Consider the following 19,747-nt stretch of genomic DNA (forward strand, 5'->3'; position numbering starts at 1 on the left):
TACTCACCTCTTACCATTTAGTAAAAGACTAAGTGCCTTTTTAATATACTGATCCGTCGTTAATGATTCTTTTAATAACTCTGGTACAACACGAGAAACTTCGCGTTCTGCGTATCCAAGTGCGCGGAGAGCTTCCAGTGCCTCATCAAGCTCAGCTGATGAACCTTTCTTCTCATCAAAACGTTCTGTGTCTGAGAATAAATCAACAAATGCATCTGGTACGACATCTGCTAGTTTTCCTTTTAAATCTAAAATCATTTGGCGTGCTGTTTTCTTTCCGACGCCTGGGAATTTCACTAAAAACTTCTCATCTTCATGCTCAATCGCTTGAACGACCTGTCCTGTTTGACCAGAAGCTAAAATTGCAAGAGCTCCTTTTGGCCCAATGCCAGACACGCCTAACAACTTTGTAAATAATAAACGCTCTTCACGTGTTTTAAACCCGTAAAGTGCCATAATATCTTCTCTCACATAATGATATGTATAGACACGGATTTCTTGCTTACTTCTTTGAAATACATACGGATTTGGTGTGAAAATTTGATAACCAATTCCATTATGATCAATTACGACATATTCCGGCCCTACATACTCCACGTAACCTGTAACATATTCAAACAAAATACGATCTCTCCCTCTTAAATCATGTATTCCATTTTAACATATTTAATGATAGAAAAGCGAGACTGCCCCAACAAATGTTCTCCACTTGAAACTTCTGTTATTTTCCATTGACAGAAAGGTTAAAGCACCTTAATATACAGAAGTCGATAATGATTATCAATACTAATTAAAGGGGTTACATCAGGATGAAACGTAAGCTATTTATTTTATTTACTATTATGCTCGTTGTTCTTTCTATCGTTGGCTGTTCTTCTCAAAAAGAAGAATCGAAGGCAAAAGAACAACCGAAAACAAAAGTTGTAAAACATGCTAAAGGTGAAGCTACAATTCCAGTAAATCCAAAGAGAATTGTTGACTTATCTGGATCAACAGAAGAACTATTACTTCTTGGACACAAACCTGTTGGTACAGCAAATACATATAAAGATAAAATCCAAAATCACTTAACAGACAAGTTAGATGGAGTAAAAGCAGTAGGTTGGTACTGGGCACCTAAAGTTGATTTAGAAGCTGTTACTGCTTTAAAACCAGACTTAATTATTTTAAACAACCGTCAATTAAAAATTTATGATCAACTAGAAAAGGTTGCACCTACAGTTGTTCTAGAAACAAACTTAGAAGACTGGCGTGGTAAGTTTAAAGAAGTAGGTAAGCTATTTGACGAAGAGAAGAAAGCAGACAAATGGATTGCAGACTACGATAAGAAAGCAGACTCTTTATCTAAAAAAATTAAAGAGAAAACAAAAGATGAGAACTTTATGTTCGTTGCAGTTACACCACAAAACTTCCGTGTATACGGTAGCTTCGGATACGGTGACATCATCTTTAATGACTTAAAACTTCCAGCAACAAAAGGTACGGATTTAAAACAAACGATGGCGCAAGTATCACTAGAAGGTCTAGTTGCATTCCAGCCTGACCAAATGTTTATTGTAAACTTCGGCGGCGAAGCTGATAAAGTTTACGAAGACTACAAAAACAGTGCCGTTTGGAAAGACAATAAAGCAGTTAAAAATAATCACGTATATGAAGTATCAAATGAAGTCTTCAATACGAAAGCATTCAATCCAATCGGAAAAGATATGCTAATTGATGAAATCGCAAAAGAAATTTTAGCTAAAAACAAATAAGAAGAAAAGCAGCTCACCATGAGCTGCTTTTTTTCTTACTTTGAACTGCGTATTGCTTCATTTTTTCAATCGTCTTCACAAAACCTTCTTTTGATTTAATACGAATGCCACGTTTCAATTTCGCACGTTCATAGCTCTCAAGCTTTTTCATATCAATTTGAAAGAAAGAATGGATCGCATTATCACTTTTCGGTACACCTTTGAAAATTTGTAATATCCCTTCCTCTGAAACACCAAAATACCCGCTCGTTTTCAATAACGGAGAAATATCATCAACTTTCTTTTGCAATACAATTTGTACATCATCACGATCAACGAGCTGCCATTCTTTATACTGCTGTAAAAACTTTTCTAAATCCGTCACTTTTTCTGTAAGTATTTCTTCGCTTACTTCGCCATCAACATACATACGCTCTAATAAAATTGTAACCTCAGGTTCTTTTTTCGTTACTTCTGGTACTGGCCCTTCCGCCTTCACATTCGTTCCATAAACGAAACAAAACATCATAACGAAAGCTTGCATCGCAATCAGTATCCATTTCATTTCCGTTCACCTCTTTTAGGCAAGATCATACTTTCATTAGTAGTTTTTCCGGAAATGGGGGTTTTATCCATATTACATTTCTTTCGAAAAATAAAAAATGCAGATAAGGGTTTACCTCATCTGCATGTATCATTTACTTTTATATAAAATGAAAGACGCCTGCAAAGCAGGCGTCTTGATGCGTTTACGGCGAGAGACCAGGCGACCACATTCGCGTGTTTAGCACTTAAGCATATCTCTCGTCTTACGTAAATTAGCTCATCGCTTTGCTAATATAACATTAATAAAGTATAAGTGCAACATGTTTATAAAAATATTTTATTTCCTCTTTCATCCAAATTATTTTATGTAAATTATAAATTGATAATTGCAATATATATATATATTACAATTAATGTGACAGCGAAATCATAATAAGCAGGGGATGAATATTATGAAAAAAATAAAGGATGAACGCCTCATTCTTCAAATGTTAAAAAACATACGTATTGTCTTTCTTTTTCAATACATTGGCGTAGTTGGAATTTTAGGCTATATCGGTTTCACTGAAGGCATTGATCAAATTACGAAATCTCCATTGTGGCTATTATTTATGTTTACAAGTATTTTACTTGCTTATTTACAGTTAAGTGTTTCAATCGATGTAGAAGAAGGCGAAAAGGAAATACAGTTAACTCCTTATTACAAACTTGTCTTCCACTCCCTTATTGTAGGAATCGTTACGGCTATTATTTATATTATTTTCAGTCCAGAAAGACCTCTATTTGAAGCTATTTCAACAGGTAGTATTCTTTTCATATGCTTTTTAGTTTCTTATTCCGTTAGTTATTTTATTAAAAAACGTCGCTTACAAGACAACGATGAATAAAGAGGAAGGGCTATCCCTTCCTCTTTTGTTTTGTTATCGCACTGTACCAGTTAAACCGTAACGAATGTCTCGGAACATATTCACTATGTCACGATTAAAATCGTTTGTAACTGTACCGTTACGTAGACGCGTACTCATTGCATCGACACGAGTAAACATATCATTTCTTACAGAAACATATACGTTTCTGTTTCCAACTTCATTTGCAACAGCTTGACGAATTTCGTTAGCCATCGCCGTTTCATTTGTCACTGTGTTACGTGGTTTTACCGCAATCGCTACATCGTTTCCATATACAACTGTAGACACACGGTCTACGTTATTCATACGTTTCACACGATTTGTTATTCTTTCAGCTGTTTTACCATCATTGTTAATGTATGAATTGTTCATTGTAATATTACGAGTTGGATGCGGATTAGCAATTTGTCCATTGTAATTTACATCTCGATAATAATTGTATCCTGTATCGTTACGACCATTTCTATATGTTACATAATCTGTATAACGATCATTACGTGTCACATTATCACGATACTGGTGTGTATCATTATAAGATGTACGCTCGTAATTGTAGTTACGTCCATCCATTGCATTGTTATCTTTCGGTGTACCACATGCAGCTAATGCACTGGTAACTAACAAAGAAGCAGCAATCACTTTTACTTTCGTATTCAATACAAAAACCCCCTCTGTTAGAATGAGCTTCTCTACTGAAAAGCTCCCTCTTATGATGAGTAACCGAGAAGGTTTTTACACTGTTAATATTTCACTGGGAATTTTCTAGCACTTCATAAAAAAACTTCATTTTCTTAATTAACAGGAATGTAAAAAAGGCGGGAATACTCCCGCCTTTTTAAACTTCTTCTTCGTCCTCTTCTTCTGAAACAGGCTCTCCAAATACATTCGGTGGATCTGGTTGATAATACATCGTTCCTGGCTGTGGTGCATATGCAGACTGAGTTGGTTGGTAATATAAAGGATTCGCATATTGCGGACCGCCTGGTTGTGGACTATATAGTCTACTTTCTCCTCCGCATCCACAATCTTCCTCACCCTGCACAAGCGGCGGCATATTATTATCCATTGGCATCATATTCTGGTTTGGCATAGACGTATATTGCGGTCCAAACGGCGCTCCTTGCTGATATGGCATTTGATATGGATTTGGTTGTTGATAATACGGATTCGGCGGCATCATGGGCTGTTGATACGGCATTTGATAGGGCATCATATTGGGTGGTTTATTGTTATCCATAATCGGCATTATATTCGGCATTTGATTGTTATCCATAATCGGCATCATATTCGGCATTTGATTGTTATCCATGATCGGCATCATATTCGGCATTTGATTGTTATCCATAATCGGCATTATATTCGGCGGCTGGTTGTTATCCATAATTGGCATTATATTCGGTGGCTGGTTGTTATCCATAATTGGCATTATATTCGGTGGCTGGCTGTTATCCATGATTGGCATTATATTCGGTGGTTGGTTGTTATCCATGATTGGCATTTGAATATTTGGCATTTGAATATTTGGCGGTATGACTTGTGGAATAACTACATTTTCTTTCGATACATTTGGCGATACTATATTCCCTACGTTTTCTTTTTTCACTTGCGGTGACACTATATTCCCTACATTTTCTTTTTTCACTTGCGGTGACACTATATTCCCTACATTTTCTTTTTTCACTTGCGGCGATACTATATTTCCTACATTTTCTTTCTTCACTTGTGGCGATACTATATTTCCTACATTTTCTTTCTTCACTTGTGGCGATACTATATTTCCTACATTTTCTTTCTTCACTTGCGGCGATACTATATTTCCTACATTTTCTTTCTTCACTTGCGGCGATACTATATTGTTTTTTTTCGTTTGCGGAGAAATGATATTGTTAGGTTTCATTTTACTAATTTGAGGAGCAATTAACTCGCTTCCTTTTTTTATTACATCTGAAATTTTATATTCTTTTTTCGGTTTTATTGGTGGTTGTGGCGGCTGCGGTAATACATTTACCGAAAACTTCGTGTTTTCTTTTTCCGCCGGTTTTTGTTTTTCTATCACAGGTGGTTTTTGAATAACAGACGGTTTTTCAACTGGTTTTTCTTTTTGAATTGGCTGTTCTTTTTGCACCTCTTTTTGCGGTTTCACCTGTACTTCTTTTTGTGGCTTTACCTGCATCTCCTTCTGTGGTTTCACCTGTACTTCTTTTTGCGGCTTTACCTGCATCTCCTTTTGCGGTTTTACTTGCACTTCTTTTTGTGTTTGTTGCATAGCTGGCTGCTGTGTAATTGGTGCTGATTGATACGTAACTTCTTCTTCATCTTCTATTCCAAGCGGAGTTGGTGTTGCTGCAAATTCTTTTTGCTGCACTTCTTTTACGTATTGCTTTGGAGGCGCTGAACCTGCTCCAGCCTGTTGTTTCATGTGAACACTCTTGGATGGCACTTTAATTTTCATACCTGGCATAATTAAATCTGGATTACTAAGTTGTGTATTTGTTTTTTTCAACGTGTCAAAATCCACTCCGTACTTTTTCGCAATTTTCCAAAGGGTATCCCCTTTTTGCACGATATGAATTTTCAAATTTTCCCCCTCCTGTATAACTTATCTATAAGTAACAAATCTCATGAAGTAACTCTTTCTAAATAACATTAACTTCTTTTCACTTTTATCACTTCTTCGATTTTCAATATCATTCGAAGCGGAATAAGCATAAAGAACCACAATGATTTCTTCAAAACAATGTATGCCCATTTCGTTCTCGTTATGATTATATGTATGAAAAAAAGCAACAGGAATACCGTTGCTTTACACACGCTCTAACATACGATTTAATGCAAGAACCGCTTCTGCCGTTACTTGTTTGTCTACGCTAATAACGTTAATTTCTTCTCCTCTTTCTATCGTTTCAAGTGCCCATAATAAGTGAGGCAGATCAATTCGGTTCATCGTTAAGCACGGACACATAAATGGATTAAGTGAAACAATTTCTTTATCTGGATGTTGCTGAATAATTCGGTTCACTAAATTCATTTCTGTACCAATCGCCCATTTGCTACCAGGTGGCGCTGATTCAATCATATCAATAATATATTTCGTTGAGCCTGCATAATCTGAAGCAGCTACAACTTCATAGCAACATTCTGGATGTACAATAATATTCATATCAGAATGATTTTTTCGTACGCTCTCAATGTTCTTCACTGTAAAATTTTGATGAACAGAACAATGCCCTTTCCATAAAATTACTTGAATTTCTTCTATATCCCCATCGTACTCTAATGAATCTGTGTGTGGGTCCCATACTGCCATTTTATCTAACGGGATACCTAAATCGTACGCTGTATTTCTCCCTAAATGTTGGTCTGGTAAAAAGACGAGACGTTCTTTTTGAGTAAACGCCCAAGATACCATTTGCTTTGCATTAGAAGATGTTACTGTTGCTCCTCCGTTACGACCACAAAACGCTTTAATTGCAGCTGTAGAGTTCACATATGTTAACGGAATCATCGTATCTCCAAATAATTTCGTGAGCTCTTTCCATGCTCTTTCTGTTTGTTCAATATCTGCCATATCCGCCATCGAACAACCTGCACGCATATCTGGTAAGATGACAACTTGATCATCTGTCGTTAACATATCTGCTGTTTCCGCCATAAAGTGCACCCCGCAAAACACAATATATTTTGCGTCTTTATTGCTCGCTGCAACTTGCGCAAGCTGAAGTGAATCCCCTACTGCATCTGAAAATTGTACCACTTCATCTTTTTGATAATGATGCCCTGGAATGAATAACATTTTCCCCATTTTCTCTTTAATTTCACGAACACGCTTTTCCATATCTTCCGTTGACATCGTGTAATAACGCTCTGGTAACATCGTTTCAATTGGCTGTACTTGTTCTAAAATACTCATATACGTTTCTCCCCTATAAGCCACTTTCTTTATCCTTCAATATTGAAACTAATATCAAGTGCTTTCTCTGAATGTGTTAACGCTCCAAGTGAAATATAATCTACTCCTGTTTTTCCGTATTTCGGTAAATCTTCAATTGTGATGCCCCCTGAAGCTTCTGTAACGATAGCACTTGGTACAATTTTTGAAAACTCCCGGATTTCATCTGGCGTACGATTATCGAACATAATAATATCAGCACCAGCAGCAACAGCCTCTCTCACCTGTTCCTCATTTTCTGTTTCTACTTCTACTTTCACCATATGTCCTAACTTCTCTTTCACTGATGTAACAGCTTTTGTAATAGAACCAGCAAACGCAATATGATTGTCTTTAATCATGACACCATCATATAAACCGAAGCGATGATTAAATCCACCGCCGCACACGACTGCATGCTTATCAAACATACGTAGTCCTGGCATCGTTTTTCGCGTATCACAAATGCGAGTATGACTGCTATCTAAAGCAAGAACCGCTTTACGCGTCATCGTCGCTATTCCGCTCATACGCTGAATAACATTTAATATAACGCGCTCTGCTGTTAATAACGATGCAATTGGACCTTGCACAGTTGCAATGATTTCGCCTTTTTTTACAAGGTCCCCATCTTTTTTATGAAGCTCTACTTCAATTCTCTCATCAATTAATTTAAATCCTGATTCAATTACTAAACGTCCTGCAAAGACCCCTGTATCCTTCGCAAGAAATGTTCCTTTCGAAAGCAAGTTATCTGGAAAAATAAGCTGAGATGTTACATCTCTTTCCCCTATATCTTCTAAAAAAAATCGATTTAATGCTTCTTTAACTTTTATCGTGTTCATAAAGCCCCTCTTCCCCTCATCACACAAGTTGTCGTTTTCTCTTTACTCGAACAATCTCTTTCTTTCCTATATTTCTATCTGGATAATCACTCCGGTAATGCCCGCCAATACTTTCTTCTCTTTGCAAGGCTGACACAACTATAAGCTCACAAACCGTTAACATATTAATAAGCGTTATCTCTTCATTCGTAAGAACATCATGTTGTAATATCATATTTCGAACACCATACTTACTAAGCCATCTCTTCGCATAAGATAAACTTTGCTCTGTTCGCACAATCCCAACATATTTCATCATGCATTTTTGTATTTCTTCTTTCGTCGGTAAATGATTCAAAACGATAAACTTTGCTTCCTTTTCGGCTAGCATGTTCACCTTTTCTTTTGTCTCTCTAGATAAAATGTGTCGTCCGATTCTTTTTCCAAACACAAGACCTTCTAATAATGAATTACTCGCTAATCTATTTGCACCATGAACCCCGTTACAAGCTACTTCACCGACTGCGTATAAGTTCGGAATAGACGTCTCTCCATCACAGTTCGTTTTCACGCCGCCCATGTGAAAATGAGTACCAGGCACGACTGGAATAAGTTTTTTATTTATATCGACTCCATTTGTTTTACATATCGATGACACGGTCGGAAAGCGTTGTTCAAAGTTTTGAATCATTTCGATGTTTAAGTACACTTTTTCACCCGCAAGTAGCTGTTCATGAATAGCCCTTGCGACTACATCACGAGGCGCTAAATCCTGTTCGGAATGTATATCCATCATAAAACGCTGCCCTTTTCCATTTATAAGGACAGCTCCTTCTCCGCGAACAGCTTCGGACACAAGACCAGAACAACGCCCACCCGCGTATAACATCGTCGGATGAAATTGTATAAACTCTAAATCTACAAGCTCTCCGCCTGCACGGTACACCATTGCAAGTCCATCGCCTGTAATCGTCTCATCATTAGAAGTAAAGGCGTATAAACCGCCAATACCGCCTGAAGCTAACACCGTATAATCTGCATTGTAACGTTTCAATTCTCCTTTATTGTTGCGAGTTAAAGCCCCAACACATTTATCTTTTTCTATAATAAAATCGAGCACCATTTCCTGTTCCACTACCGTAACGTATGGAGCTACTTCTTGAATAAGATGCTCTAATAAATTCTTTCCTGTTGCATCGCCACCTGCATGTAAAATACGACGTTTTCGATGCGCTCCTTCTTTTCCAAGATGAGGACCTGTTTCATCTCCATCAAATTTCATTCCATTTTCAATAAGGTTATTAATTTCTTTCGGTCCTTCCTCGACTAAATAACGGACCACTTCTTCATTGTTATAATGACACCCTGCTACTAGCGTATCTTCAAAATGATCATTAGGATTGTCGTATGTAGCTACCGCTGCGGCAATTCCACCTTGGGCTAAATGTGTATTATTATTACGTTTCGTCTCCTTTGTAATAATAATCACATTCTTTTCGTGACAAATCTCTTTTGCAACACGAAGTGCCGCAACGCCACTTCCAATAATTAAGACATCTGCGCTTGGCATAATTGTTGCCTCCTACTTTACACTTTCCAACTGTCTTGACACCTATATTTACATAGTTTTAAAATAATGACAAGAGTTTTTTTATAATTCTTATTTTCACTACCATTTAAAAAGTAAAAGAAATGTAACTCTTACTAGAGAGAGGAACTTACATGATGATATATCTTGACTATGCAGCTACTACACCTATGAGCGAGGAAGCGTTACAAACATATATGAAAGCAGCATCGCAATACTTCGGAAATGAACAAAGTTTACATGATATTGGAGGAACGGCTTCTTCTTTATTACAAGTTTGCCGAAAAACATTTGCGGAAATGATTGGAGGCAAAGAACAAGGAGTATTTTTCACAAGCGGTGGATCGGAATCGAACTATCTTGCGATTCAATCACTTCTAAATGCCCGAAATAAGAAGCATATTATTACGACACCTATGGAACATGCATCCATTCGAAGTTATTTTCAATCTCTAAAATCAAAAGGCTATACGATCACTGAAATTCCTGTTGATAAAAATGGACTCATTTGTTTAGTAGATTTAGAGGCAGCTATTACGGAAGATACTGTGCTAGCAAGTATACAGCATGGAAACTCTGAAATCGGAACCGTTCAAAACATTACAGAAATCGGGGCACTTTTAAAAAAATATAATGTTTTATTTCATACGGATTGTGTGCAAACGTTTGGTAAACTGCCTATCCATGTTTTTGAGATGGGGATTGATAGTCTTTCTGTTTCAGCACATAAAATATACGGACCAAAAGGTGTCGGCGCTTGCTACATAAATCCGCAAACTCGCTGGGAACAAGTATTTCCAGGAACTTCTCACGAAAAAGGATTTCGCCCAGGTACAGTGAACGTTCCCGGCATCGCATCTTTTTTAACAGCTGCTGAAAATATATTAAAAACTCAATGGGAAGAAAGTTTACGTTTTAAAGAGTTACGATCCTACTTTTTAGAGCAAATACAAACACTTCCGCTAGAAATTGAAGTAGAAGGTCATTCTACTTCTTGTTTACCACATATTGTTGGGGTTACAATAAAAGGAATAGAAGGTCAATATACTATGCTAGAATGTAATCGCCATGGTATCGCCATTTCCACCGGAAGTGCTTGCCAAGTCGGTAAACAAGAACCTTCGAAAACTATGCTTGCAATTGGAAAAACGTATGAAGAGGCAAAACAATATGTCCGCTTCTCTTTCGGACAACAAACAACGAAAGATCAAATTGATACTACTATTCATGCACTACACACAATTGGAAATCAATTTTATAGAGGTGTTAAATCATAATGAAACAAAATGAACAAAAAAAGATTTTAGGTGAAGAAAGACGACAACTTATCCTCCAGTGGCTTCTTGCTGCAAATGAACCGTTATCGGGGAATGAACTATCGAAAAAGACGAACGTAAGTAGACAAGTTATCGTGCAAGATATTTCCTTGCTTAAAGCACGAAACGAACCAATTATTGCGACTGCTCAAGGTTATTTATATTTAAAGCCACAAGAGAAGCAACAAACTTTTGAACGCGTAATCGTATGCCAACATAAACCAGCAGAAGTACGTCAGGAACTTACAATGCTTGTTGACCATGGCGTTACGATTAAAGACGTAAAAGTTGAGCATCCTGTATACGGTGACTTAACAGCCTCCATTATGGTAAGCAATCGCTTTGATGTAGAGCAATATTTACAAAAAATCGAAAACACAAATGCTTCCTATCTTTCACAACTAACAGATGGTATTCACTTACATACAATCGAGGCAGATTCTAAAGAAAAATTAGATGCTGCTTGTGAGGCGTTAGATAAAGCAGGATTTCTCGTTTATTAATGTAAAGCACAGAGTTTTTATCATTCTCTGTGCTTTTTTAATGCTATAATATTGTAATCAATCGTAAAGGAGATCAAATATGGGAATTGAACTCGTTCACTTTAGCATTGGCAAACCGAAACAAATGAAATATGGCGAAGATAAAGAAATGATAACAGGTATATGTAAAGATCCTACAGAAGAGGCCTTTCTCTCAAAAGACGGATTTCGTGGTGATGACGTAGCGGATTTAAAACATCACGGCGGACCTGATCGCGCTGTTTGTGTGTACCCACCCGAGCATTACGCACTATGGGAAGAGGAATTTCAAACTACGCTTCCCGCTTCTACATTTGGTGAAAACATTACCGTAACAAATATGTTAGAGCATTACGTATGCATCGGAGATTCATATCAACTAGGCGAAGCAATCATTCAAGTTACGCAAGCTCGCGTACCTTGTAGCACAATTTCAAAACGTTTTGGCATCCCTGGCATACTGCCGCGTATTGTAGCAACTGGATTTACTGGCTACCTATGCCGCGTTCTTCAAGAAGGTACTGTACGTAAAGATTCAAAAATTACATTACTAGAACGTCCATCAAGCAATGTTTCTGTTTTATTCTCTAACGAAATTTATTTTCATAATAGAAAAGATAAAGATGGCATCGAGAAGATTCTTGCTGTTCCAGAACTAGCTGATATTTGGCGTGGTCAATTAGAAGATCGTCTTGCGAAGTTAAAATAAAGTGAAACTTTAATCAGCCCTCACCAATCGGGCTGCCCGGCAAATAGCGGGATAAAGAATCCCACCTTTTGCAGGTGGGATTTTATTAATCTATCAAAAAATATACTAGGCAATGAAATGATATGGACGATTAGGCAAATACAAATATTCCATCTACATCTTACAACCAATAAGAAGAATAACTCCCCAGTACAGTAACAGAAAAACCGAGTGCTTCAAGTTCCATCGTTACGCCTGGCAATAATACGTCATCGTATGCTTTATCGACATCGATTAAGAAAAAGTAATTTCCAAGACCTGTTTTCATCGGACGCGATTCGATTTTTGATAAGTTTAATTTTCTCCATGCGAAAGCTGATAACACTTGATATAGGGCACCTGCATAATCTGCAGGTAACGTTATCATAAGCGTCGTTTTCTCTCCGCGGTTCTCTCCGTTATTCGGGAGTACTGCTTTCTTTTTCTTATGGAGTACTAAGAAACGTGTGTGATTATTTTTATGCGTATGAATACTACGTCTCACAATTGTTAATCCGTATTTTTCTGCAGCCGCTTCATTTGCAATAGCGGCAATTTTCTCTTCAGGATGTTCTTTCACATATTGTGCAGCAGCACTTGTAGATGTCATATCTCGAACAGTTACTCCTTTTAATTCTTCATTTAAAAATTTATGGCACTGTGCAATGGCATGCGGATGAGAATGCACTGCATATACTTCTTCCCACACTTCTGCATACTGCGGATGTACAAGTAAATGCTGCTGAATTGGTACTGTAATTTCTCCTACAATGGAAAGCGGCTGCTCATGTACAAGGTAATCAACCGTTATATTCACTGAACCTTCTATTGCATTTTCTAACGGTACAACTGCGAAGTCTACATTTTCATTTGCAGCTGCATCTATACAATCTGGAATCGTTCGATACGGTACATGCTCTGCTTCCGGAAAAAAACGACTCACCGCCATATTTGTAAATGTTGCTTCTGGTCCTAAATATCCTACTCGAATCATCGTCTTTTCCCCTCTTTTTCGTTTTCTTACTGTTATACCATACTTTTTTATATTCTTCTATGTAAATTTCGAATATTTAAAAAAGACTAGCATTCGCTAGTCTAAATGTTTCTTATACTCTCTTTGAGCGAAGAAGAAATAAATGATACATGCTGCGATATAAAACAGAATGAACAAACCTACTTTTCTGAATGATCCATCCATAAAAAGCGTATTATGAAACGTATATAATGCAACTGCACTATGCATACTCCCTACTATAATTGGCGCAAAAAATAGCATACATAATTGCCAACGAGAAATTTTCCATACTTCTTCCTTCGTCATTCCAAGTTTAGAGAGTGCACCATACTGCTTTCGGTCCGATGCAATATTATGGAACCATTTAAAATACACGATACTACATGAAGTGAGAAAGAATAATATACTAATAAATGAGCCTACAAATAGAGTAATATCGCCGACTTCTTTCATATTTACATACAACTCCATATTGCTTCGAAATGCATTATTATTATCTTGTTTTATATGTCTCCGTAAATCTTCATTTAATTTCTTCGTCTTTTCGATATTTGATAATGTGTAGCCTCTATATATCATTTTTTCAGAATCAGGAACCTGATTTGCTATACTGTCAAAATCTTCATCATTCATAACGAAGAACAGACCATTAATGTACGAAGGGTGATGGTTAAATTGAACCCCTTCTTTCTGACCGTTAAATACGAATTGATATGGTTGATTCATTACTTGCAATTGAATCTCTTTTTGATTATATACATTCGAATTATTGTATTTATTATAATAAACGAGTGTCACTGTACCTTTTTTAGGACGATACGTTTTCTGTCTTTGTTTCCTTGCTTCTTGGTTATATTCACTTTCTTTTATAAGCGGTACTATTGTTGTTTCTCCCTTATTAGACTGAAAGGATGCATAAACTCCAACAAAACTCATATATTGAAAATCATCATACTCATAGTGATGCAGTAATTTTTCAACCGCACCTTCCTCAAAGACTTCATGAGTAGAAATACCTTTTTCTATGTACGAAAACGAGTGTACCCCTCCAGTTCGCCACATATCTTGCATGCTAGAAAAATATAAGAACACCGTACCTGTTGCTGTAACTACCAAACGTCGTTGCCATTAGACATTCAGAAAGAAAAAGCGACTATTTTCCTTCATTCGATGTGACAATTGATTCACTATAAATAAATACGGATATGTATACATAATCTTTTTATTTCGCTTTATCATTTCTAACACTTGGGTAGCTCCATGTGTAAAAGAAAAGTACGTTCCAAAAAAGACAAGTATAGACACAGGGAAAAAGTATATTGCTATCGTAGTCATCGTCACTTGTAGCGCCAACGCATACCCGCCCACTAAACAAGCAAAACCGAATAAACAAAGCCACTTTGATGTTTTCTTCTCTTTTTTATCTGTTCGAAATTCTTTCAATAACCGAATGATTTTTATATTCCATATACGTAAAGCACTTATAAAAGATAACAAAATAAAAACGACCATATATGTAATAAATGTTACACCAATCGCCCTTACGTCAAATATCACAGGGAGTTCTTTCGGAAGCCCCAGTAACATACTAAATACCATAAAAAAGAGTTTTAAAAATATCATACCGAGCACAATACCGAAAATATTCGCGAAGACCCCGATTAAAATTTGTTCGGTCATAATCATTCCTATTACGTTAGATTTCGTTGCTCCCATTAACATATATAACCCTAATTCTTTCTTACGTGCTTCTATGAAAATAGAAGTAGAGTACAAAATAAATATGACGAAAAAAGAAATGATTATAACATTACATATGATAAGTCCCCAACGTACGTTTTGATACCACATCGTCTCTTGCATATACGGATGCACAATGACAGACATATATGCGTAAGAAGCAAATACTGCAAAACAACTACTTAAGAAAAACACTTTATAATTACGCCAATTTCCTTTTATATTTTGCAGCGCTAGTTGCCAAATGTTCATCTATCGTCCTCCTGTAACTTACTACATAGGCAAAAAGCTAGAGGTTCCCCTAGCTTTTTACGTGTTTTAAATATCCTCTTTGCGCGATCATAAAGTAAATGGCAGAAGCTAAAATGTATGCTCCAATTACAAGCGCACCTGATTTCCATAAATCAATATAAAGCATTTTCCCTAACGTATGAAGAGCAACTCCACTATGAATGGAACCGATTAAAATTGGGATAAAGAAGATAACTCCCATTTGTCGAATCGCAATTTTGCGAATTTCTTTATCTGTCATACCGATTCTCTTTAACGATTTAAATTGAATACGATCTTGTTCTTTATCGTTAAACCATTTAAAGTATGTCATACTACAAGCGAAGAAGAAGAACAGTACCGCTACGAAGAAACCGATGAACATTGTAATTGCTCCACCTTCTCTTATATCCTTATACGCAAACACTGAATTTCTCAATTCTCCTTGCTTTTCTGGTGCAATTTCATTTTTCAAATCTAATACAAGATTTTCTGTATTTTTCCAATCCTCGATATAATAACCGTAATATTTCGTCTTTTCTTCATCTGGTACGAGTTTTGCATATTTCTCAAAATCTTGATCATTTACAATAAGATATTCACTATCATTAAAAACAGAATACTGCGTTGGATTATTTAATTGAACAGACTGCTTTTGCCCGTTAATTGTAAATTCATACGGTTTCGTACGATCTATCTTCATCAGTTCATTTGACATATCAACCATAACCATCGTTGCACTACCTGGTGCATTATGAACTTCTGTAGGTTGCTCTCTCTTTTGTTTGCGCACTTCTGCATTATATTCTTTTTCTGAAATAATCGTCATCGGTACTTCATGTTCACTATTAAACAACGTTATTTTCTGTGTTGCCGGTAGTTTAACGTAGGTTACTTTTCGCGCATCTTCAAACCCGTGTCTCTTCACAAGCTCCTGTACCTTTTCTTCATTAATAAGATTATGCGTATTTAACCCCTTTTCCTCATATGAAATAGCATGTGGTGTAAGTTCTACCGTTTTCGCACTCATATTTTCAAAATATACGTACAGTGTACCTACTGCTGAAGATACTACCGCCGTAATAATAGAAATTACAAATAGAAAACGAGCATTATCTTTCATTTTATAAATAAGATTGCTAAGAACAAACATATTTGGATACGTATAGAAAGATTGCTTTCTTTTTTGTAATGCTTTTAATACAACTGTACTACCTTGTGTAAATAATAAATACGTTCCGCCAATTGTCAGTCCTACCACCGGTAAAAAGAGGATGAGGAAATTCAGAAACGTTACTTGGAAGCTAAGTACATATGCAACAATAATACATCCTATACCAACTACACATAACCATGTAAATGCAAACGGCTCTACTTTTTGCTTTCTAGCTTCTCTTAATAAATCAATAATTTGCAAGCGTCCTACCGTCCAAACGCTAAACAATGATAGGATTAAAAATAGGATAAAGTATACGCCAGCTGTAATAAGAACTGCTTTACTATTCCAAACAAGTGGAAGTGTCTTATCTATTTTCAATAATACGCTTAACGCTTGGAAAAATAATTTTGAACAAAGCATTCCAACCCCAATACCAATTACAATTGCAATACTACCTAACATCAGTTGCTCTAATATAATCATTCGGCCGAGCTGCGATTTCGTTCCCCCTATTAATGTTAGTAGACCAAACTCTTTTTTTCTTGCTCGTAAAAACGTTGAATTTGCATATAAAATAAAGAGTGCCGAGAAGATGACCACAATATAATTCATCGATTCTAATCCTTTTGTGATCATCTTTCTCATACTAATATTACCGCTTACGACATCTGGATGATAAATAAAAGAAGCATACATGAAAAATACGACAATCGATAAACAACTACTTATAAGAAACGCTTTATAGTTACGCCAATTTCCTTTTACGTTATTAAGCGCGAGCTGGCGAAAGTTCATGATATTCTCCTCCTAGCATCGCAAGTACGTCCAGAATTTCTTGGAAAAAGGCTTGTTTCGTTCTTCCTTTATGTATTTCCGAGAAAATTTCCCCATCGCGTATGAAAAGGATACGTTCACAATAACTAGCCGCTACTGGATCGTGCGTAACCATTGCAATCGTTACTTTCTTTTGCTCGTGTAAATCTTGCAGAGCGCCCATTAGCGATTTCGCTGACTTCGAGTCTAAGTTTCCAGTTGGCTCATCTGCTAAAATTAACGTCGGTTCATGAATGATTGCTCTCGCTGCTGCTGCACGTTGTTGTTGTCCCCCAGATACTTCGTATACTTTTTTATTTAATATTTCTTCAATATTTAAGAACTTTGCAATCTCAAGCACTTTTGCATCTATTTCATTTACAGATTTCTTCGCCATTACAAGAGGTAAAATAATATTTTCTTTAATCGATAGCGTATCAAGTAAATTAAAATCTTGAAAGATGAACCCTAAATGTGTACGGCGAAACTCCGCTAATTTTGCAGCACGCATTTGATTAATTTCTTCACCATTTACAAGCACATGACCTGAAGTTTGCTTATCAATTGTTGCTAATAAATTTAAAAGCGTCGTTTTCCCGCTTCCTGAAGGACCCATAATCCCTACAAATTCGCCTTCTTCTATTTTAAAATTTATATCGTTTAAAGCAGTCGTCGCTACTGAACCTTTTGATTGGTACACCTTCGTTAATCCTTTTACTTCAAGAACACTCATTTCTAATCCCCCTACGTGTTTTCTTCTTACATTTACTATAAGAAAAATAAGAAAAAGAAACGAGTGATTTCCCTTACAAAACGTTTTGTTATCTTACAGTTTTGTCATTTTTCTCATCAATGTATGATATTCTTCATCTTTTGCAAATTGGAACGTGAATGTTGTCCCTTCTCCTTCAGCCGATTGAACATACATTCCATGATGTAAATTATCGCAAATTTCCTTCGTAATATATAAACCCATTCCAGTCGCTTCTCTCGTTTTACGGCCATTTACCCCCGTAAAGAATGGATCAAATATACGCTTTACATCTTGCTCTGGAATACCGATTCCATTGTCCTTAATATGTAATAACACCTTTTGGTCTTTCTCTTCAATTTGAAATTGAATTTCTTTTTTCTCTGCCGCTGAAATTTTTGTATACTTAATTGCGTTTACAACAATTTGACCTATAGCAATACTTAGCCATTTTCTATCAGAGGCAACCATACAAGTATCTTCTTCAAACATCACTTTCGGAAATACAGACGATTGAATGAAGGATTTCCGATTTTCATTAATAATACCTCGCACGACATCTATAACATTTACTACTTCTACCTTATAATCTTTCGCAAACTGCTCTAGTCTTGCCATATGTAACGCTAAATCTAAACCATTTAGTATACGGTTATTTTCTTCACGAATACTTTCAACTGTTGCTCTTGCCTCACGATGCTCTTTGCCAAACTTTTGCAGCAATAATTCAATAACAGATACTGGTGTTTTCATTTGGTGAATCCATTGGTTCATAAATATCATTTGCTGTTGCTCTTTCGCATGCTGTTTATGAACTTCATTCATATATTGCTGTCTTAATAACGTAAAAGATTCAACGACCATTTCTTGCTCTGATGTATAAGATTCATCAATAAGTAAAGAGTCATGTAATGTATTTCCACCAGTAACATACTTTTCGATCCTCTTTAAAAACACACTCCGTTTTCGGTAATCGTAAATGAGGTATACAGTAAACACAACTGTTCCTAATAAAAGTCCATATAACCATGTACTCCAATCAATGGATCGCTTTTCTAAAAGACTTTGCAACTGTAAAACGAGCCCAAATAAACAAAGGCTAACAATATAAGAAAGAATTAAAGAAAAGCGGTCCATGAGGTAAATTTTAACCTTCATGCCCTTCGCCCCACTCCGTAAGAAGCGCATAACCATATCCACGTTTCGTTACAATTGCATTTTTAATGCCTAACTCCTCTAGTTTCTTCCTTACACGTTTTACATTTACGGTTAATGTATTATCATCCACAAATGCTACTTCATCCCATAGAGCTTCTAACAGTTCTTCGCGCGTTACATATTGATTCACCTGTTTCATTAAACACTCTAATAAGTAAAACTCATTTTTTGTCAGTTCAGTTTGTTGTCCTTGCCACTCAACAATATGCTGAGACGGGAATAACAACAGTCCATTTACACCTAAACAATCACTCTCAGCAGCAGAAGCATACTCTCCGTAACCACGGCGAAGCGCACTCTTCACCTTTGCCATTACGATATCTAAATGGAATGGCTTCGTAATATAATCATCGCCGCCATTTTCAATCGCCATTACTTGGTCCATTTCTCCTGTTCTTGCAGAAACAAAAATAATTGGCGCATTCGATACAGTACGAATTTGACGACACCAATAAAAACCGTCAAAGTACGGTAAATTAATATCAAGTAACACGAGATGAGGATTCACTTTTACAAACTCATCTTTTATTTGACGTAAATCACTTGCTCTAAATGATTGATATCCATATCTTTCTAAATGCTCTTCTAATATTCCCGCGATTTTCTCATCATCTTCTACAATTAATATTTTATACATGTTCGTTTTCTCCCCATAAAAAATTCTTCTAAAAACCACTCCCTTTTTATTAT

General features: G+C 36.4%; 16 protein-coding genes and 2 pseudogenes. 5 read left to right on the top strand and 13 right to left on the bottom strand.

Annotation, left to right across the window (positions count from 1 at the left end):
- Nucleotides 1-3: 3 nt before the first annotated feature.
- The gene (ruvA, locus tag BC_RS22060; RefSeq protein WP_000464511.1) at nucleotides 4-621 is read right to left on the bottom strand and encodes a Holliday junction DNA helicase RuvA; all 618 of its coding nucleotides are present in this window, start codon (nucleotides 619-621) and stop codon (nucleotides 4-6) included.
- Nucleotides 622-809: 188 nt separating this feature from the next.
- Here ruvA and BC_RS22065 point away from each other — a divergent pair, with 188 nt between their 5' ends.
- On the top strand, nucleotides 810-1,754 hold the full coding sequence (locus tag BC_RS22065; protein ID WP_000823606.1) for an iron-hydroxamate ABC transporter substrate-binding protein: 945 nt from the start codon (nucleotides 810-812) through the stop codon (nucleotides 1,752-1,754).
- A gap of 13 nt (nucleotides 1,755-1,767) precedes the next feature.
- Here the strand turns inward: BC_RS22065 and BC_RS22070 are convergent, their stop codons facing one another.
- Entirely contained in the window at nucleotides 1,768-2,298 is a 531-nt protein-coding gene (locus BC_RS22070) for a BofC C-terminal domain-containing protein (protein ID WP_000871192.1), read from the bottom strand.
- A gap of 433 nt (nucleotides 2,299-2,731) precedes the next feature.
- On the opposite strand from BC_RS22070, the gene BC_RS22075 reads away from it, so the two are divergent.
- Complete coding sequence (locus tag BC_RS22075; RefSeq protein WP_000721223.1) at nucleotides 2,732-3,166, top strand: hypothetical protein; 435 nt, start codon at nucleotides 2,732-2,734, stop codon at nucleotides 3,164-3,166.
- A 33-nt stretch (nucleotides 3,167-3,199) separates the two neighbouring features.
- Here BC_RS22075 and BC_RS22080 read toward each other — a convergent pair whose 3' ends face one another.
- The 5 genes and pseudogenes from BC_RS22080 to nadB all read right to left on the bottom strand — a co-directional run bounded on the left by BC_RS22080 (nucleotide 3,200) and on the right by nadB (nucleotide 9,509).
- Nucleotides 3,200-3,844: a YhcN/YlaJ family sporulation lipoprotein gene (locus BC_RS22080; protein WP_001093536.1), complete on the bottom strand. Its 645-nt coding sequence runs from the start codon at nucleotides 3,842-3,844 to the stop codon at nucleotides 3,200-3,202.
- 1,764 nt (nucleotides 3,845-5,608) lie between these two features.
- Nucleotides 5,609-5,765 (bottom strand): annotated as a pseudogene (gene safA / locus BC_RS28470) (SafA/ExsA family spore coat assembly protein); the annotation flags it as partial.
- A 225-nt stretch (nucleotides 5,766-5,990) separates the two neighbouring features.
- A complete protein-coding gene (gene nadA, locus BC_RS22090; protein ID WP_000025341.1) occupies nucleotides 5,991-7,097 on the bottom strand; it encodes a quinolinate synthase NadA in 1,107 nt (368 codons plus the stop codon).
- A gap of 29 nt (nucleotides 7,098-7,126) precedes the next feature.
- Nucleotides 7,127-7,960 carry a carboxylating nicotinate-nucleotide diphosphorylase gene (gene nadC / locus BC_RS22095; protein WP_001092231.1) on the bottom strand — a complete coding sequence of 278 codons (834 nt, stop codon included), beginning with the start codon at nucleotides 7,958-7,960 and terminating at the stop codon, nucleotides 7,127-7,129.
- Nucleotides 7,961-7,979: 19 nt separating this feature from the next.
- Nucleotides 7,980-9,509, bottom strand: a complete 1,530-nt coding sequence (gene nadB, locus BC_RS22100) for an L-aspartate oxidase (protein WP_001138531.1) — start codon at nucleotides 9,507-9,509, stop codon at nucleotides 7,980-7,982.
- Nucleotides 9,510-9,661: 152 nt separating this feature from the next.
- On the opposite strand from nadB, the gene BC_RS22105 reads away from it, so the two are divergent.
- From BC_RS22105 to BC_RS22115, 3 genes are all read left to right on the top strand, one after another.
- A complete protein-coding gene (locus BC_RS22105; RefSeq protein WP_000973777.1) occupies nucleotides 9,662-10,804 on the top strand; it encodes an IscS subfamily cysteine desulfurase in 1,143 nt (380 codons plus the stop codon).
- Nucleotides 10,804-11,346 (top strand): transcription repressor NadR, encoded by a 543-nt coding sequence (locus BC_RS22110; protein ID WP_000812275.1) that lies wholly within the window; start codon nucleotides 10,804-10,806, stop codon nucleotides 11,344-11,346. Before BC_RS22105 ends, BC_RS22110 begins: the two co-directional genes overlap by 1 nt.
- A 79-nt stretch (nucleotides 11,347-11,425) precedes the next feature.
- The gene (locus tag BC_RS22115) at nucleotides 11,426-12,073 is read left to right on the top strand and encodes an MOSC domain-containing protein (RefSeq protein ID WP_000510673.1); all 648 of its coding nucleotides are present in this window, start codon (nucleotides 11,426-11,428) and stop codon (nucleotides 12,071-12,073) included.
- A gap of 160 nt (nucleotides 12,074-12,233) precedes the next feature.
- Here BC_RS22115 and pheA read toward each other — a convergent pair whose 3' ends face one another.
- The 6 genes and pseudogenes from pheA to BC_RS22145 all read right to left on the bottom strand — a co-directional run bounded on the left by pheA (nucleotide 12,234) and on the right by BC_RS22145 (nucleotide 19,694).
- Nucleotides 12,234-13,085 carry a prephenate dehydratase gene (pheA, locus tag BC_RS22120; protein ID WP_000621705.1) on the bottom strand — a complete coding sequence of 284 codons (852 nt, stop codon included), beginning with the start codon at nucleotides 13,083-13,085 and terminating at the stop codon, nucleotides 12,234-12,236.
- A gap of 96 nt (nucleotides 13,086-13,181) precedes the next feature.
- A pseudogene (locus BC_RS22125) lies at nucleotides 13,182-15,098 on the bottom strand (ABC transporter permease).
- A gap of 49 nt (nucleotides 15,099-15,147) precedes the next feature.
- Nucleotides 15,148-17,070 carry an ABC transporter permease gene (locus BC_RS22130; protein WP_001011413.1) on the bottom strand — a complete coding sequence of 641 codons (1,923 nt, stop codon included), beginning with the start codon at nucleotides 17,068-17,070 and terminating at the stop codon, nucleotides 15,148-15,150.
- The gene (locus tag BC_RS22135; RefSeq protein ID WP_000114529.1) at nucleotides 17,045-17,821 is read right to left on the bottom strand and encodes an ABC transporter ATP-binding protein; all 777 of its coding nucleotides are present in this window, start codon (nucleotides 17,819-17,821) and stop codon (nucleotides 17,045-17,047) included. Before BC_RS22135 ends, BC_RS22130 begins: the two co-directional genes overlap by 26 nt.
- Before the next feature lie 93 nt (nucleotides 17,822-17,914).
- Nucleotides 17,915-18,997: a HAMP domain-containing histidine kinase gene (locus BC_RS22140; protein WP_000865181.1), complete on the bottom strand. Its 1,083-nt coding sequence runs from the start codon at nucleotides 18,995-18,997 to the stop codon at nucleotides 17,915-17,917.
- Nucleotides 18,987-19,694 (bottom strand): response regulator transcription factor, encoded by a 708-nt coding sequence (locus BC_RS22145; RefSeq protein ID WP_000276723.1) that lies wholly within the window; start codon nucleotides 19,692-19,694, stop codon nucleotides 18,987-18,989. Before BC_RS22145 ends, BC_RS22140 begins: the two co-directional genes overlap by 11 nt.
- Nucleotides 19,695-19,747 lie beyond the last annotated feature (53 nt).

Origin of the sequence: Bacillus cereus ATCC 14579 (assembly GCF_000007825.1) — a bacterium.
GTDB classification, from domain to species: domain Bacteria; phylum Bacillota; class Bacilli; order Bacillales; family Bacillaceae_G; genus Bacillus_A; species Bacillus_A cereus.

What these genes read in the sequence shown, in the direction of transcription:
- BC_RS22065 (WP_000823606.1), top strand. Translation starts at nt 810, where the DNA reads ATGAAACGTAAGCTATTTATTTTATTTACTATTATGCTCGTTGTTCTT.
- BC_RS22070 (WP_000871192.1), bottom strand. Translation starts at nt 2,298, where the DNA reads ATGAAATGGATACTGATTGCGATGCAAGCTTTCGTTATGATGTTTTGT.
- BC_RS22075 (WP_000721223.1), top strand. Translation starts at nt 2,732, where the DNA reads ATGAAAAAAATAAAGGATGAACGCCTCATTCTTCAAATGTTAAAAAAC.
- nadA (WP_000025341.1), bottom strand. Translation starts at nt 7,097, where the DNA reads ATGAGTATTTTAGAACAAGTACAGCCAATTGAAACGATGTTACCAGAG.
- nadC (WP_001092231.1), bottom strand. Translation starts at nt 7,960, where the DNA reads ATGAACACGATAAAAGTTAAAGAAGCATTAAATCGATTTTTTTTAGAA.
- nadB (WP_001138531.1), bottom strand. Translation starts at nt 9,509, where the DNA reads ATGCCAAGCGCAGATGTCTTAATTATTGGAAGTGGCGTTGCGGCACTT.
- BC_RS22105 (WP_000973777.1), top strand. Translation starts at nt 9,662, where the DNA reads ATGATGATATATCTTGACTATGCAGCTACTACACCTATGAGCGAGGAA.
- BC_RS22110 (WP_000812275.1), top strand. Translation starts at nt 10,804, where the DNA reads ATGAAACAAAATGAACAAAAAAAGATTTTAGGTGAAGAAAGACGACAA.
- BC_RS22115 (WP_000510673.1), top strand. Translation starts at nt 11,426, where the DNA reads ATGGGAATTGAACTCGTTCACTTTAGCATTGGCAAACCGAAACAAATG.
- pheA (WP_000621705.1), bottom strand. Translation starts at nt 13,085, where the DNA reads ATGATTCGAGTAGGATATTTAGGACCAGAAGCAACATTTACAAATATG.
- BC_RS22130 (WP_001011413.1), bottom strand. Translation starts at nt 17,070, where the DNA reads ATGAACTTTCGCCAGCTCGCGCTTAATAACGTAAAAGGAAATTGGCGT.
- BC_RS22135 (WP_000114529.1), bottom strand. Translation starts at nt 17,821, where the DNA reads ATGAGTGTTCTTGAAGTAAAAGGATTAACGAAGGTGTACCAATCAAAA.
- BC_RS22140 (WP_000865181.1), bottom strand. Translation starts at nt 18,997, where the DNA reads ATGAAGGTTAAAATTTACCTCATGGACCGCTTTTCTTTAATTCTTTCT.
- BC_RS22145 (WP_000276723.1), bottom strand. Translation starts at nt 19,694, where the DNA reads ATGTATAAAATATTAATTGTAGAAGATGATGAGAAAATCGCGGGAATA.